At 35.4% G+C, this 15318-nt stretch carries 12 protein-coding genes; 7 read left to right on the forward strand and 5 right to left on the reverse strand.

The window, feature by feature from the left end; translation table 11 throughout:
- Window positions 1-108 precede the first annotated feature (108 nt).
- From ACZZZI_RS09260 to ACZZZI_RS09285, 6 genes are all read left to right on the forward strand, one after another.
- Complete coding sequence (locus ACZZZI_RS09260) at window positions 109-1296, forward strand: hypothetical protein (protein WP_344769463.1); 1188 nt, start codon at window positions 109-111, stop codon at window positions 1294-1296.
- Between the two features lie 104 nt (window positions 1297-1400).
- Window positions 1401-1559 (forward strand): FeoB-associated Cys-rich membrane protein, encoded by a 159-nt coding sequence (locus ACZZZI_RS09265; protein WP_230142220.1) that lies wholly within the window; start codon window positions 1401-1403, stop codon window positions 1557-1559.
- Window positions 1560-1570: 11 nt separating this feature from the next.
- Window positions 1571-2158: a Crp/Fnr family transcriptional regulator gene (locus ACZZZI_RS09270; RefSeq protein ID WP_344769459.1), complete on the forward strand. Its 588-nt coding sequence runs from the start codon at window positions 1571-1573 to the stop codon at window positions 2156-2158.
- Between the two features lie 201 nt (window positions 2159-2359).
- Window positions 2360-2890 (forward strand): YceI family protein, encoded by a 531-nt coding sequence (locus tag ACZZZI_RS09275; RefSeq protein ID WP_316764354.1) that lies wholly within the window; start codon window positions 2360-2362, stop codon window positions 2888-2890.
- A gap of 71 nt (window positions 2891-2961) precedes the next feature.
- A complete protein-coding gene (locus ACZZZI_RS09280; RefSeq protein WP_463489271.1) occupies window positions 2962-3837 on the forward strand; it encodes a pirin family protein in 876 nt (291 codons plus the stop codon).
- Between the two features lie 218 nt (window positions 3838-4055).
- Window positions 4056-7460: a glycosyltransferase gene (locus ACZZZI_RS09285; RefSeq protein ID WP_463489272.1), complete on the forward strand. Its 3405-nt coding sequence runs from the start codon at window positions 4056-4058 to the stop codon at window positions 7458-7460.
- Between the two features lie 272 nt (window positions 7461-7732).
- Here the strand turns inward: ACZZZI_RS09285 and ispF are convergent, their stop codons facing one another.
- From ispF to ACZZZI_RS09300, 3 genes are all read right to left on the reverse strand, one after another.
- Window positions 7733-8212 (reverse strand): 2-C-methyl-D-erythritol 2,4-cyclodiphosphate synthase, encoded by a 480-nt coding sequence (gene ispF / locus ACZZZI_RS09290; protein ID WP_424057191.1) that lies wholly within the window; start codon window positions 8210-8212, stop codon window positions 7733-7735.
- Between the two features lie 60 nt (window positions 8213-8272).
- Window positions 8273-9460 carry a type IX secretion system outer membrane channel protein PorV gene (gene porV / locus ACZZZI_RS09295; protein WP_316764363.1) on the reverse strand — a complete coding sequence of 396 codons (1188 nt, stop codon included), beginning with the start codon at window positions 9458-9460 and terminating at the stop codon, window positions 8273-8275.
- Window positions 9461-9637: 177 nt separating this feature from the next.
- On the reverse strand, window positions 9638-12220 hold the full coding sequence (locus tag ACZZZI_RS09300; RefSeq protein WP_463489273.1) for an AsmA-like C-terminal region-containing protein: 2583 nt from the start codon (window positions 12218-12220) through the stop codon (window positions 9638-9640).
- 249 nt (window positions 12221-12469) lie between these two features.
- Between ACZZZI_RS09300 and ACZZZI_RS09305 the strand changes: the two genes are divergently transcribed.
- On the forward strand, window positions 12470-14122 hold the full coding sequence (locus ACZZZI_RS09305) for an SUMF1/EgtB/PvdO family nonheme iron enzyme (protein WP_316764368.1): 1653 nt from the start codon (window positions 12470-12472) through the stop codon (window positions 14120-14122).
- Between the two features lie 59 nt (window positions 14123-14181).
- Here the strand turns inward: ACZZZI_RS09305 and ACZZZI_RS09310 are convergent, their stop codons facing one another.
- Window positions 14182-14682 carry an acyl-CoA carboxylase biotin carboxyl carrier protein subunit gene (locus ACZZZI_RS09310; RefSeq protein WP_316764370.1) on the reverse strand — a complete coding sequence of 167 codons (501 nt, stop codon included), beginning with the start codon at window positions 14680-14682 and terminating at the stop codon, window positions 14182-14184.
- Window positions 14683-14684: 2 nt separating this feature from the next.
- Window positions 14685-15269: a DUF4159 domain-containing protein gene (locus ACZZZI_RS09315; protein ID WP_316764449.1), complete on the reverse strand. Its 585-nt coding sequence runs from the start codon at window positions 15267-15269 to the stop codon at window positions 14685-14687.
- Between the last annotated feature and the right edge of the window lie 49 nt (window positions 15270-15318).

Here is a 15318-nt window from a genome sequence, read left to right on the forward strand (position 1 = left end):
GGTCGTAATTTCAAGGCACGAAGTAATCTTTAAACACTCGCTAATCAACTAAGAGCATTAAGATTACTTCGTGTCTTGCAATTACGCTATTACTAAAAGAATAACATTATGATACCTGCAAAACGTCAAAAATATAATCAACAATTTACTGAAGAGAAATATAAAAATTTCTTAGAAAAACTGCAAGATGGTTACTGTGAGATACCTTTCCGCGTAGCCGAAACACCTATATTTATTCCAAAAGCTTTAAAGGCAAAGCTAATTGCAGCAGGCGAAGAAATTATAAGCTTAATTAAGCAACCCGATTTCAAGGAATTAACAAAAAATTCAATCCCCAAAAACTGGAATGTTCCAAACGAAAACGAACAGCCACATTTCTTAACTTTCGATTTCGGTATATGTAAAAATGAAGCCGGAGAATTAACACCAATGTTAATTGAAATGCAGGGCTTCCCTTCACTATATGGCTTTCAGTCGCACTTAGCAAATTCCTTCAGGCAAGTTTTTGAAATCGATAATTCAGTTAATCACTTTCTAAATGATTTCGATGAAAAACAATATATCCAACTCCTTAAAGATGTAATACTTGGCAATCATCAACCAAGCGAAGTAGCCTTAATGGATGTTGATGCACCAAACCAAAAAACAGCTATCGATTTTTTTGTAACACAAAAAATGCTCGGCATTAAAATACTGGCATTGGAAGACATCAAGAAAATTGGTAATCAGTTATTTTATGAGGAAAATGGTAAACAAATTCAATTAAAACGAATTTATAACCGATTAATATTTGATGAGGTTGCCGATAATACAGAAATATTTAAAAACAGTTTCGACCCACGAGAAGAGCTCGATGTAGAATGGGTAACTCATCCGAATTGGTTCTACAGAATAAGTAAATATACTATGCCTTTTTTAAATAGTGAGTTTGTACCAGAAACCCGTTTTCTAAACCAAATAGAAAGTATTCCTGCTGATTTAGAAAATTATGTACTAAAGCCACTATTCTCTTTTGCTGGAATGGGCGTTATTATAGACGTAACTAAAAATGATATTATCAACATTAAAGACCCTGAAAACTGGATTCTACAAAGGAAAGTTACCTATGAACCTGTTGTAGAGGCACTCGATGGTGGTGTGAAAGCAGAGATCAGAATGATGTATTTATGGCCTGATAATGGAGAACCTCAGCTTTGCATTAATTTAGCACGACTAAGTAGAGGAAAAATGATTGGTGTACGTTACAACGCGGATTTTGATTGGGTTGGCGGAACTGTTGGCTTTATGGAAGATTAATATTATCATTATGCGCTTGTCGAACAATACATCCATTCTACAAGCTCATAACCTTTTTACATTTAACTGAAACCACAACCGCAAAAGCTGTTTATATTTGTATTATGAATATTCAAACGATATTAGTCTTTTTACTTTTTGCGGTAGCATTGGTATATGTTGGCCGTTTGGTTTTTAAATCTCTTCAGGTTAAAAAAGATGGGTGTGGCGGCAATTGCAAATGTGGTGTAGATTTTTCTGATATTAAACCTGTAAAAAAATAATTGCTGTTTTTATGATTGATCAGTTTAAAAGCTATCTCAAAGAAAAAATAGAAATAACTGATGAACAATTCGACAGCATTTCTTCTGTTTTAAAAGTTAAAAAATTCGATAAAAACGAAATTGTACAATATACTGGAGATCTTAATAAACATGGCTTTTTTGTTTGTAAAGGATTACTTCGGGCATATTCCATTGATTCGAAGGGTAAAGAGCATATTCTCCAATTTGCACCCGAAAACTGGTTAGTTTCTGATAGAAATAACATGAATAATGAACCATCAATATTTTTTATTGATGCAATTGAAACTACGGAAGTAATCGTAATGCCAAATAATTTTATGGAACAAGCCGCCATTCAGGTTCCATGTTTACAACCTATGCATGCAAAATTACTAAATAATTCTATCCGCTTTATGCAGAAAAGAATTAATATGCTTTTAAGCGCAACAGCCGAAGAAAGATACCTAGACTTCATCAAGCTTTACCCTAACCTTACTTTACGCGTGCCTCAGTGGATGATTGCTTCTTACTTAGGCATAACGCCAGAGTCTTTAAGCCGAGTGAGAAAAGAACTGGCAAATAAACATTTCCGCCCCTAAACAGGATTTGTTGAATTAAAGATTTTCATAATTGCTTCTATTGTTTTAAAATGATTTAAAAGCTTCGGGATTATGTCTTATAATCCTGAAAATCAAATTAATCTCGAAAATCCTGTCATTACTTATCATACATCAATTTTTCTAAAAACTTCTCGCCGTACTTTTGTTATGTAAATATTAAACATATCAAAAACAAAACATATGGCAACTACTAAATGGACATTAGATCCAACCCACAGCGAATTACAATTTAAAGTAAAACACTTAATGATTACTACTGTAACAGGTAGTTTAAAATCGTTTTCGGCTGAATTAACATCTGAAGGCGATGAATTTGAAAATTCAGACATTGCTTTCAAAGGAGATATTGCATCAATTGATACTGGAAATACAGATCGTGACAATCACTTAAAAAGTGGCGATTTCTTTGACGCTGAAAAATTTGCACACATCGAATTTAAATCTACATCGGTAGAAAAAGATGGCAGCGATTATATTGTTAAAGGTGATTTAACCATTAAAGGCGAAACTAAACCAGTAAAATTAACAGCTGAGTTTGGTGGTATTGCAACCGATCCATGGGGAAATACTAAGGCAGGTTTCACTTTAAGCGGAAAAATTAATCGCTCTGATTTTGGTTTAACTTGGAATGCAGCATTAGAAACTGGTGGTGTAATGGTTAGCGAAGAAGTTCGTTTATTGGGCGAGTTGCAGTTTGTAAAACAAGCTTAAATAATGGCGTTTTGCGGTAAGCATTTTATGGTTTATCGCAAAATGCTAAATAATAGGAAAGGGTTCCAATAATGGAAACAAAAACAAAAGAAGTAGCAAATGTATTAAAAGCACCAGCACCTCATATGGTCGGCGATGGCTTCAGAGTACATAATTTTTTCCCAAGCGGTTATGAAATCGATATGAATCCGTTCTTCCTCATGGATTATGGTTCAAAAATCGAATTTTCAGCACGGAAAGAGCCGCGTGGCGTTGGTGTTCATCCTCATCGTGGCTTTGAAACGGTAACAATTGCTTATCATGGCGCTGTAGCGCATCACGATAGTTCGGGCAACAGTGGCATTATATTTCCAGGCGACGTACAATGGATGACAGCTGCAAGTGGAATTTTGCATAAAGAATACCATGAAGAGGCATATAGTTTAACAGGTGGTCCGTTTCAAATGGTTCAGCTTTGGATTAATTTGCCTGCCAAAGATAAAATGAGCAAACCCAAATATCAAGCCGTTAAACAAGCTGATATGGCGAAATTTATTTTACCAGATAATGGTGGCAATATTGAAATAATTGCAGGTAGTTATCAAGGCATCACTGGCAATGCGAGTACATTTACACCAATAGAGTTATACAATGCAAGGTTAAATAAAGGTGGGAAAGCCAGTTTTAATTTTGCTTCAAATTTTAACACGGGCTTTATGATCGTTGAAGGCTCTGTTAAAATAAATGGGACAGAACTTGCCCAGGTTGATAGCTTTATTCATTTCAAAAAAGAGGGTGAAGAAGTTAGCCTTGAAGCATTAGAAAACAGTGTGATTTTAATTTTAAGTGGTCAACCTATCGATGAACCTATTTTTCAATACGGCCCATTTTTAATGAATACAGAGGCCGAAATAGACCAAGCCATTTCAGATTATAACCAAGGTAAATTCGGGTATTTAGAAGAATAAAACAGGTTTATAGTTTATATTTTTAGCCGCTATGTTTTAATAAAATATAGCGGCTTTTTCGTAATTTGGATTTAAACCCGCTCAAAAAAATTATACTCCCTTTTTCTATAGAGAGCAAACTTGCAATATTAAGGATATTAAGCTATTACCCCTAGATTTTTTCATACAATCTTCATATTCCTTCATCATATTTGTTACTTAAATCAGACCTGAAAAAAATGTCCGGAAAACAAATATTTCAAACTGAGAACAAACGCCGCTGGAATACCTTTACCTGGGTAAGCCGCTCATTTTTCTTAGTTTTTATTGGCGCCATAATTTGTGTTGCCTTTACCCTCTCTTCTGTTCAATACCCAAGTTTACCATTCATAAATACCAATGGGCCGCTAACAGAAAAACAATTAGAAAAATTAAAAAAATCTCAGCAATACAAAGATTTTAAAATCGAAAAATCTAAACTGCAAAAGATTAAAAAAGATCGTGAACTTAGAATTTTAACCCGTCATGGTAATGAAAAACGAATTAACATGGCTTTCTATGTAAGCTGGGCTGGAACTGTTGGCAAATCATTACCCGATTTAAAAAGGAACATAGGCCATTTGGATATGGTTGCTACTGAATCCTTTTTCTTAAATGGAGATTCGATTGTAGATAAAGCGGACACGGCAGCACTTCGTGTAATTCACGAAGGAAGAAAATCGGCAATTGCAGTCGTTTCCAATTTCAACAAAGATCATTGGGACGGTCCCGCCGTTAAAAGATTATTAAATGATATGCCAGCTCAGCAAAAGCTGATTTACAATTTAATAGAAATTACCAAAAAATACGGCTATAAAGGCATAAACATAGATTTTGAAGAACTTAACCTGGAAAATCGTGATGGATTTAATGCCTTCATGAAAAACCTTTACACGCAGTTTCACGCAGAAAAACTAATTGTTTCGCAGGATATCTCTCCAGAGAACGACGATTATAGTCCAGAAGTTTTGCAGCATTATAACGATTACATCGTTTTAATGGCTTACGATCAGCATTCGGAAGATAGTAATGCAGGCGACATCTCGCATCAGGAGTGGGTAGAAGAAAAACTGGATGACATTTGCGGCAAAATGGATGCGAGTAAAGTAATTTTGGCATTAGCCTGCTATGGTTACGATTGGCCCGATAAAAGTGTTGGAACACCCGTTACTTACGAAAGTGCAATGACCACTGCCGTAAATTACAAAAGCAAAATTAATTACGATCCAGCTTCTGCAAATTTAAATTTTAGCTATAAAGACGGCAGTGGTATCAATCACAAAGTTTACTTTACAGATGCTGCAACCAATTTTAATTTAATTCGCAAAGCCGATGATTGGGGAGTTGCTGGTATTGCTTTATGGCGATTAGGTGCTGAAGATAAACGCTTATGGCAATTCATCTCTCACGATTTAAGTTTAGATTCTTTAAAGAAACACCCAGTTGATTTGCGAAAAATATCGACCTTAACAATGGGTGGCATTGCGTACATCGGCGATGGTGAAATTCTTGATTTAATATCTACACCAAACCCTGGAGCAGTTCAGTTTACCCTGAATACGGATGATTTTACGATTAAAAACCAAGTTTATAACCGCTTACCAACGCAATATGTAATTAAGCGATTTGGAGAAGCGGATAAAAAAATAGTTTTAACTTTCGACGACGGTCCTGATCCAGTTTATACGCCCCAAGTTCTAAGTATTCTTAAAAAGGAAAATGTACCCGCCTGTTTCTTTGTTGTGGGTATCATGGCCGAGAAAAACATGGAATTGTTAAAGCAGGAGTATGATGACGGTTACGAGATTGGCAATCACACTTTCTTTCATCCAGATATGTCGGCTATTGGACCCCGCCGTGTTAAATTCGAATTAAATGCTACTCGTCGTTTAATTGAAGCCGTTACAGGCCATAGTACGATATTATTTCGTGCACCATTTAATGCCGATGCCGAGCCACAAAACACTTCAGAAATTTTACCTGTTGCGCAAAGTCGTAAAGAAAATTATATAAACATAGGTGAGTTAATCGATCCAGAAGATTGGGAACCAGGCAAAACAGCCGATCAGATTTTTAACGAAGTAGTAAAGCAACAAGACAACGGAAATATCTTGCTATTGCATGATGCAGGAGGGAATCGCGAAGCTACAGTTGCTGCATTGCCTAGAATTATCAAATACTTTAAACAAAAAGGCTACACTTTTACTACAGTGGGCGACTTAATGGGCAAAAAAAGGTCAGAATTAATGCCCGCTGTAAAATCAAGTGCAAATAGCGGTTTCTTAGGTTCTGGAAATTATTTCTTTATTAATTTCTTCTATTATGGAAATATGATTTTGAATGTAATCTTTAGCGTTGCAATTGTTCTGGCCATATTAAGAACAATTTTTATTGCCTATTTAGCGATCAGACAGCGAAAAAGATCAAGAAAAAATGCTTATAAAAAATTAAAAAACCCTACAGAAAAGGTTAGTATAATTATTCCCGCTTATAATGAAGAAATAACTGCCGTTCATACAATAAATAGTTTATTAAAAACCACCTATTCAAATTTCGAATTAATTTTTGTAGATGATGGTTCGAAAGATAAAACCTTCGAAATTATTAACGAAGCCTTTTCAAACCATCCGCAGGTTAAGGTATTTAGAAAAGAAAACGGAGGGAAAGCATCTGCATTAAATTACGGTATAACAAAAGCCAGCGCCGATTACATCATTTGTATTGACGCAGATACTCAATTAAAAACAGATGCGGTTACCGAGCTGATGCGTTACTTCTATAGCCCCAAAATTGCTGCTGTAGCTGGCACAGTTAAGGTCGGAAATGCAAACAACATCATTACTAAATGGCAATCAATTGAATATATTACCGCCCAGAATATGGATCGGAGAGCATTTGACTTGCTTAACACCATCACTGTAGTTCCAGGCGCTATTGGCGCTTTCCGTAAAGATGTTGTGTTAGAAGTTGGGGCGTTTACAATCGATACGCTTGCTGAAGATTGCGACCTAACCATGCGCATTTTAAAAGCTGGTTACAAAGTAAAAAACTGCGATAGCGCCATTGCTTACACCGAAGCACCAGAAACCGTAAATATGTTATTAAAACAACGTTTCCGCTGGAGTTTTGGAGTTATGCAGAGTTTTTGGAAAAACCGCAAGACTTTATTAAACAGAAAGTATGGCTATTTCGGAATGGTTGGAATGCCTAACATTCTCATTTATCAAATCATACTTCCACTATTTTCACCACTAGCAGATTTGTTTATGCTTATATCATTAATTAGCGGATTATTTTCGCTTAGCGCCATAAACAACCTAACACTTACTGGCTTTTCTGGAATTTTAAGTCTTCATAACGGTTTCGGACAAGTACTTTTCTATTACATCATATTCATTTTAGTCGACATGATTTTTGCCGCAATTGCATTTAAAATGGAGAATGAAAAATTTAAAAACCTGTTATACATATTTCCTCAGCGGTTTTTCTGGAGGCAACTTATGTATCTGGTTTTATTCCGTTCTTTCCGTAAGGCAATAAAAGGCGAATTGGAAACCTGGGGAACACTAAAAAGAACTGGAAACGTAAAAGAATCGGCTTCTTAAAGGATTTAGAAACGATTGTTGTTTACATTTGGCGGCCGATAGTCCTGCCATTCGCTGTAGCCACGATAAAAAAAATCGTGGGCTGCCGCTATTGTCAGGTTTAAAAACAATGGTTTTGCACCATGCAAACCGCCAAAATGAAATGCTGAAACAATTTTATAGCCCTCGTTGCAGCGTTACCCTGCAGCGAGGAAGCATGACGAAGCGAAGCGTATAAGCGAAAAAGAGGAAGAAATGTAAATTTATACGCAGGCCATGCGCTTCAAATATTATTAAGGTTTTTCTATTAAACAAACCGCATAAGCAACCACACCTTCTTCTCGGCCAATAAAGCCCATGGTTTCGTTAGTGGTAGCCTTTATCGAAATGTCTTCGGTAGAAATTCCTATTGCATTGGCAATATTTTCTTGCATGGCAGAAATGTGAGGATTAATTTTTGGTGCCTCAAGGCAAAGCATCGCATCGATATTGCCAACCTGCCAGTTTTTTTCGGCTAAAAGTTTAACAGTTTCTTTAAGCAAAATCATACTGCTAATTCCTTTCCATCTATCGTCTGTATTTTTAAAATGAAAACCAATATCCCTTAAATTAGCAGCACCCAAAAGCGCATCGCAAATTGCATGCAATAAAACATCTGCATCCGAATGCCCAAAAGCACCTTTATGATGATCGAGCGTTACACCGCCAACTACAAAAGGATGTTGATCTTTTAACTGGTGCACATCAAACCCAAAGCCTACCCTTATTTTCATATCAAAAAAATATTATTTAGAATTACTGGCACGAAATTGCCAAAATAATTTGAATCGGTTTTACTTAAATGTCTTTTTATCGCCGAAGTTAAATAAAAGGCTAAAACGTAAGGTATTTGCCAAAGGACTCGATTGAGCATTTGCAATCAAATAAGCAAAGTCGATATTAAAAACGTTGTATTTTAAGCCTGCACCTAAAGTGAAGTATCTGCTATCGCCTTTCTGTGGACTTTGGTAATTATACCCTCCACGAACAGCAAATTGTTGATTATACCAATATTCAAATCCTGTAGAAATACCAACTTCTTTTAATTCTTCACTAAAACCACCAGGAGCATCGGTAAACGAACCAAATATACCTGCAGGAACTGAACGATTCGGATCTTTTCCACTTATAATATTGTTATTTGAATCGTAAATAGGTTGGGTTGGAACTAGGAGTTTATTTAAATCTAAAGCAAAAGTGAATGTACTAAAATCATCTATAACAATTGTAGATGCACCACCGAGTTTAAAATTGGTTGGAAGAAAATAACTTTGTCCTCCATCAGAATAACTCATTTTTGTACCGATATTCGAAATATTAGCACCTGCCGATAAGATTGCATCTTTACCAAACATGGTTGTAGAGGTTTTGTATAAACCTGCAATATCAATACTTACCGCATTACCTCCACGAACTATTCCGCTCGAAGAAAACTGACCAGATGCCAAATTAGAATAAATATACCTTAACGAACTTCCCAAAGAAAATTCTTTGCCAAAAGAACGTGCGAAAGTAACATCAAAAGCCAATTCATTAGGATTTGAAATACCTAAATCTTGCTGGTTAATATCGGTTAATTGAATTTGGCCCAAAGAAAAATACCTTAGCGAAGCGCCAATTGTATTTCGATCATCAAGTTTATAAAAACCACTTAAATAAGCCAGGTTAATATCAGGAACAAGGCTTTTTAACCACGGACTATAAGAAAGTGCAAAACCATAAGGCTTATCTAAAAAAGCAAGCTTAGCAGGATTTATACTAGCAGAGTTTACATCTCCAGCAATGGCTACGCCTGCATCGCCCATTGCTCCTGCTCTTGCATCGGGCGTAATTAGTAAAAACGGTACAGCTGTTACAATGTTATTAGATTCGCTTCCATTTGTTTGGGTACCTCCAATTGTAACCTGCGCATTTGCTTTACCAAATACCAAAGCTACAGATAGAGCAGAAAAAGCAAGCTTACTAATATACTTGAGATTCATTCTTAGGGATACGTATTTAAGATTTTTGGTAAGTTAATATTTTTGTAGAATATATTCATCAAACGTAAAAGCCATAATTATATTTTACAGTAAACTTACGCTTTTTGAAATTCTTACTAACTAAAACTACGACTTTTATTAGCAATTGTTTCAGATCGAAATCGTCTCTAAATTTAATTAATTCTTTTTCTTAAATAAACTATTTAATTTATCAGCAATGGCATCTTTAACCTTTTCTGTCGCCTTGGCCTTAACAGTATCGATCTTTGCTTGCGCCTTAGTTTCCAACTCTGCTCTTTTATCGGCAATCGCATTATTTACAACATCTTTTACAGCAGTTTTAGTATCACCAGCACCATATTTTAAATTAATTGTTGGTTTTAAAAACGTACCCCCTAAAACAGCATTTACCTTTATTGTTTCACTCATAGATACGTTAGTTCCAACCTTACCATTTAACTTTGCAATCATAGCATTGGCAGTTTCATTGGCTTTTGCCCCTAACATAGCTCTTGGTAAATTTAACCCTAAATCGTAATCCATAGTTTGATCTAAACCATTCGAACCTTGAACATTCATCACAATTCCATCTTTTTTGATATCGAATGGAGCAACATTTAAGCGGCCATCTTTGATTTTAAATTTGGTAATTAAATTATTAAGCTCAAGCTTTTTAAATTTATCAGAACTTAATGATGAAGCCAACTTATTCAACGGTTCAAAACCATCGAGAACAGCCTGAATAATGTTTGTTAAGCCCTCTGCATTAATGCTCGAATAAACAGGCATCATGTGTTCGTCTAAATCGGAGTTGAATTTTAAATTTGTAGAAAAAATCCCTTTAGTGTATTTAGCAACTGGTGCAAGTAGTTTAACCGTATTAAATGCTGAGAATGCCTTCTGAATATCCATTTTTTCAATTCCAAAATCTACATCTACTTTTGGCTTCTTCGGATCTACTGTTGCGTATGAACCATTCATTTTTACCGTTCCATCAAGCATATTCATCGCCATATCTTTAAAGGTTACAGTTTTGTTTTTCACCAATAAAGTGCCATGGGCATTCGTAATATCGTAGGTATCGTATAAAACCCGACCAGCCTTGGCGGCCAAATTAAAATCTATATTACCAGGAACTTCAAAAACCGATAATTTTGAATCTGTTTTTTTTCCAGATTCTTCGGTTGTTGATTTCGGACCCATTAACTCATTTACATCAATTAAATTCGATGACATATTAAAATTACCCTGTAAAGCCTGATTCTTTTTAAAGAAGTAGCTCAGGTAATTATTTACTGAACCATTGGCGGCAAAATCGCTCTTACCAACTTTAGCAGATAAATTGCTTAATGTTATGTTTTTCGGACTAAAAACCATTTTAGCCGTTGAAACACTTACAGGCATTGGAACATTTTTCCCAGCATAATTAAAGTTGTTAGCTAATATTTGTCCTGATGCTTTAAAGGCCTCATATTGTCCTTTATCAATTGATGATTTTCTCCCCGCAGCCTGCACATCGGCATCTAAAATCCCGCTTAAAGTCATATCCTTCATCGGAAATATGGCTGTTAATTGCTTCAAATCTAATTTTCCTTTTAATGCCATATCAACATATGGATCTGTAGTTGGATTTTTAAGTAGCAATCTACCATCAACAGGAACCTGACCAAATTCTAGGTGAAAAGCAGGAACGTTAACAACTGTATGATCAATAACTCCATCAGGATTAGTAATTTGAGATTTTACCTGAATGTTATTTATCGCCGAAGGCAAAGAAGGATATTTAACTTTACCATTTTCTATAGATAGATTTACATTGAAAGCAGGTAAAGATTTATCATTATAGGTGCCTTTTGCCACTCCATTCATAGCAAATTTGCCCGTTGCTTCCATATCTTTAAAGTTGGCAGCATAAATTGCAGGAATAAGCGACAGGAAATTTTTAAGCTCCGATTGTTTTGCATCGAACTTAAGGTCCATAACAATATCCTGATCGTTTGGCATTGCTAAATACCCAATTGCAGATAAAACTAATTCATTTAGTTTGATTTTATTTTCAGCGAAAGCAAATTTCATATGCTTCAAATCAATATCAATTGGTAGTTCTGCATCTAACTTCACTTTATTTAAATAAGGAATTCCGCCATACTTAACAGTCAGTTTTTCGATATCTGATTGCGTTTGAAGCGTAAATAAATCCTGAGTAAAATCTCCTTTTCCTGTATGGTTCAGGTTTTCCAAATTCATGAAAAATCCAAGCGAAGCATCATCGTAAATAATCTTGCCTTTCTCAATCGTATATTTTTGCAAAGCTATTTTGAAGGCTGTTTTAGCAGTATCACCAGAGGTAGAAGTAGAGTCGGACTTCATAATATCCCAGTTACTCTTTCCGCTTTTTAATACATGGGCAAAAATATTAGGTTCATTTAAATTTACTGATTTAATTTGATAGGTTTCGCCCTTAATAACGCTTAATAAATTAACATTTAATTGCAATTGTTTAACATTCGCCAATGTATCTTTAGCAAAACTATCAATGCCTACTATGGTTAAATTGTTGATTTTTATCCCCAAATTGGGAAAAGAGCTAATTAAACTTAAATCCAAATCCTTAAAATCAACTTTTGCATTAACACTTTTATTTATGGCAGACTTGATTTTGGCATCAATTTCCTTTTTGAAAAATAAAGGAATAGCTATTGCAGCAGCAAAAAAGATTATGAATAAGGATAAAATTACAATCGAAACTTTTTTAAGCATAGTTTAATCTTTAATGATGAATGGTTTGAATTATGAAAATACACAATAAGCACTCCAAAATTAAACTTAAAATCTATTCTGTTAAAGCATTGCAAACTAATTCACCACCACCACAATACATTGAAGATTAATACGTTTAGCTTAAAAAAACATACACGAAACATTTATTAACACAAATTTTACGAAATCATATAAATTTCCGTAAATTTATCGGTTGAATAAGCCCTAATTCATGTTATAAAGCAACATATGAAAAAACTATTACTATATTCTTTTACTTGCATTACCCTTGTTACTGCTCTTTCTTCTTGTGGAGGCAACAAAGGCGGTGCTTCAAGTAAAACAGGAATTCCTTATGCAGACAAGAAAAACAAAACTTACAGTAGTTTTTCTGTAGCAAGCAAATACAAACGTGCACCTGGACCTGGCTTAATTCCTATTGAAGGTGGTGTTTTAGTTGTTGGCGGAAGTGCAATTGAGGTTGCAGGAGTTGAACCTAACATTTACAACTACAAAAGACAGGTTACTGTACCGTCGTTTTATATGGATGAAACCGAAGTTTCAAACACCGATTGGTTAGAATACTTACACTGGATTAGAACCAGTTATCCTGAAGACCGTGAATATTATTACAATGAATTGCCCGATACTTTAGTTTGGCGTCGTGCATTATCTTACAACGAACCTTACGTAGATAACTATTTAAGACACCCTGCATATAGAGATTACCCTGTTGTAGGTGTAAGCTGGGAACAAGCGTCACGCTTCTGCGAATGGAGAACTTCTCAGGCAAATGAATACATATTACGTCAGAAAGGTATTTTAACTGGTTATAAAGAATTAGCAGGAAATAAAACAGGTCGCGGAAACACAACCACGGCTGCTGCAACTGCAAGACCAGATAAACCATTTAATACCGAGGCTTACTTAAATGGCCAGTATGATGACAAAGGAAAGAACGCACCTAAAGATTACAATGCAAGTGCAGGTGCATCTGTTGGGGCAGCAGGTGGAAGAGGCGGCAATGCTACCCCAACCAGAAATGCAACTTTAGAAGATGGTGTAATTATGCAGCCTTATCGTTTACCAACAGAAGCGGAGTGGGAATATGCTGCTTTAGGCTTAATTGGTAATACAGAATACGAAAACGTAAGTCAAAACAAAATATACCCTTGGAACGGCCTAGGCGTGAGTTCTGCAAGTAAAAAAACAAGAGGTTTAGTGCAAGCCAACTTTAAAAGAGCACCTGGTGATTACATGGGTGTTGGTGGTTCATTAAATGATAAAGCAGATTTAACTGCTCCGGTACTTTCTTATAACCCTAACGATTTCGGACTCTATAACATGGCTGGCAACGTTAACGAATGGGTAAATGACGTTTATCGTACAGGAACATTTACTGATGCAGAAGCTTTTAATCCTTATCGTGGTAACCAATTCCAGGATAAGCAATTATCTGACGCGGCTAATGGAAAAATAGCTTTAGATAAATATGGCAAACCAATTAAAGGAAATGCTTATTCTGGTAAAAAATTAACTTGGGCAGAGAAACAAGCTTTAGCAAAAAGAGCAGATTCTATTGCTAAATCTCCAGATCCAACTGCAGCAGTAACCAATTACCAGGCTGACGAAAGAGGTTATCGCGACAAGCAAAACAAATTATTAAACGAAGAAGGTGTTTCTTTAGTTAATGATAAATCAAGAGTTTATAAAGGTGGTTCATGGAACGATATGGCTTACTGGTTAAATCCAGCTACACGTCGTTTCTTACAACAAGACGATGCTTCGGCTGAAGTTGGTTTCCGTTGTGCAATGACAATGCTTGGAGCTCCTGAAATCAGCACTGCAGGAAAAAGAAACTTCAAGCAGGCAAAACCTAAAGCTTTTAATCCTAAAAGATAACCTAACAAAAAATGCCCGATGAAAATCGGGCATTTTTTGTTATTATAGATTTGTGCAGACTATTTAAACTGAATTAATATCTGATTCTTTTCTACTTTATCACCTTGTTTAATTAAAACTTTCTTAACAATACCGTCTGTAGAAGACTTCAAAATATTTTCCATCTTCATAGCCTCAAGCACTAAAAGATTGTCGCCTTTTTTAATCTCAGCACCTTCTTTTACGATTACATTTAAAACCAATCCAGGCATAGGTGCTTTTATCTCTGCAACTTTATTTGTGGCAAGATTATCTAATCCTAGTTGTTTTAATAATTGATCAAACTGATCTTCAACCTGAATTTTATAGGTATTTCCATTTACCTTAATTATGCAAAGTTTTTCAGCTTTATTAAGTTCAACCAATTCAGTATTGTAAGATTTATGCTCATAAATTACATTGGTAGAATTTAATCCAACTTGGCTTGTATCCATAGCGATTGATTTACCGTTGATCAGTAAACCTGAATCCTGAGCATCTATATCAAAAAGGAATTTGTTGTTAACTTTTACTTTGTGCATATCTATTGAGTTAAAGCATACTGAACTAAATTTGCGCCCATTTTTAGCGCTTTTGTACGAGTTTCCTGTGTATCCTCAGGATAAGTACCAAAATCTTCCCAACCGTTTCCTAAATCGCATTCAAACGTATAATAGCAAACTACTCTGCCTTTATATATTAAGGCGAAACCTTGTGGCCTTTTGTTATCATGTTCATGGATTTTTGGCAGGCCAGCTGGAAATTTAAATTTTTGATTGTATAGCTCATGATTAGCAGGTAGCTCTACAAAACTCAATTCTGGAAACACCTTTTTCATTTGTGGTCTGATAAATTTATCTAAACCATAATTATCATCGATATGCAGAAAACCACCACCAGTTAAATATTGCCTTAAATTCTTAACTTCCTGATCACTAAAAACCACATTTCCATGCCCAGTCATATACACAAAAGGATAGTTAAATAATTCTTTGCTGCCAACCTCAACAATACTCTCTTCAGGATAAAAATTTGTTTTAAGATTTGCGTTGCAAAAAGCAATCAAATTAGGCAAAGCCGTACGATCTGCATACCAGTCGCCACCGCCGCTATATTTTAATTTCGCCATTCGATAGGAAGGAACAGGCTGAAAAGCAGAAAGCAGAAAACTAAAAGTC

The organism is Pedobacter sp. AC190 (genome assembly GCF_979258025.1).

Excerpts from the sequence above, each read along its gene's own strand:
- ACZZZI_RS09260 (WP_344769463.1), top strand. The coding sequence starts at position 109 with ATGATACCTGCAAAACGTCAAAAATATAATCAACAATTTACTGAAGAG.
- ACZZZI_RS09265 (WP_230142220.1), top strand. The coding sequence starts at position 1,401 with ATGAATATTCAAACGATATTAGTCTTTTTACTTTTTGCGGTAGCATTG.
- ACZZZI_RS09270 (WP_344769459.1), top strand. The coding sequence starts at position 1,571 with ATGATTGATCAGTTTAAAAGCTATCTCAAAGAAAAAATAGAAATAACT.
- ACZZZI_RS09275 (WP_316764354.1), top strand. The coding sequence starts at position 2,360 with ATGGCAACTACTAAATGGACATTAGATCCAACCCACAGCGAATTACAA.
- ACZZZI_RS09280 (WP_463489271.1), top strand. The coding sequence starts at position 2,962 with ATGGAAACAAAAACAAAAGAAGTAGCAAATGTATTAAAAGCACCAGCA.
- ACZZZI_RS09285 (WP_463489272.1), top strand. The coding sequence starts at position 4,056 with ATGTCCGGAAAACAAATATTTCAAACTGAGAACAAACGCCGCTGGAAT.
- ispF (WP_424057191.1), bottom strand. The coding sequence starts at position 8,212 with ATGAAAATAAGGGTAGGCTTTGGGTTTGATGTGCACCAGTTAAAAGAT.
- porV (WP_316764363.1), bottom strand. The coding sequence starts at position 9,460 with ATGAATCTCAAGTATATTAGTAAGCTTGCTTTTTCTGCTCTATCTGTA.
- ACZZZI_RS09300 (WP_463489273.1), bottom strand. The coding sequence starts at position 12,220 with ATGCTTAAAAAAGTTTCGATTGTAATTTTATCCTTATTCATAATCTTT.
- ACZZZI_RS09305 (WP_316764368.1), top strand. The coding sequence starts at position 12,470 with ATGAAAAAACTATTACTATATTCTTTTACTTGCATTACCCTTGTTACT.
- ACZZZI_RS09310 (WP_316764370.1), bottom strand. The coding sequence starts at position 14,682 with ATGCACAAAGTAAAAGTTAACAACAAATTCCTTTTTGATATAGATGCT.
- ACZZZI_RS09315 (WP_316764449.1), bottom strand. The coding sequence starts at position 15,269 with ATGGCGAAATTAAAATATAGCGGCGGTGGCGACTGGTATGCAGATCGT.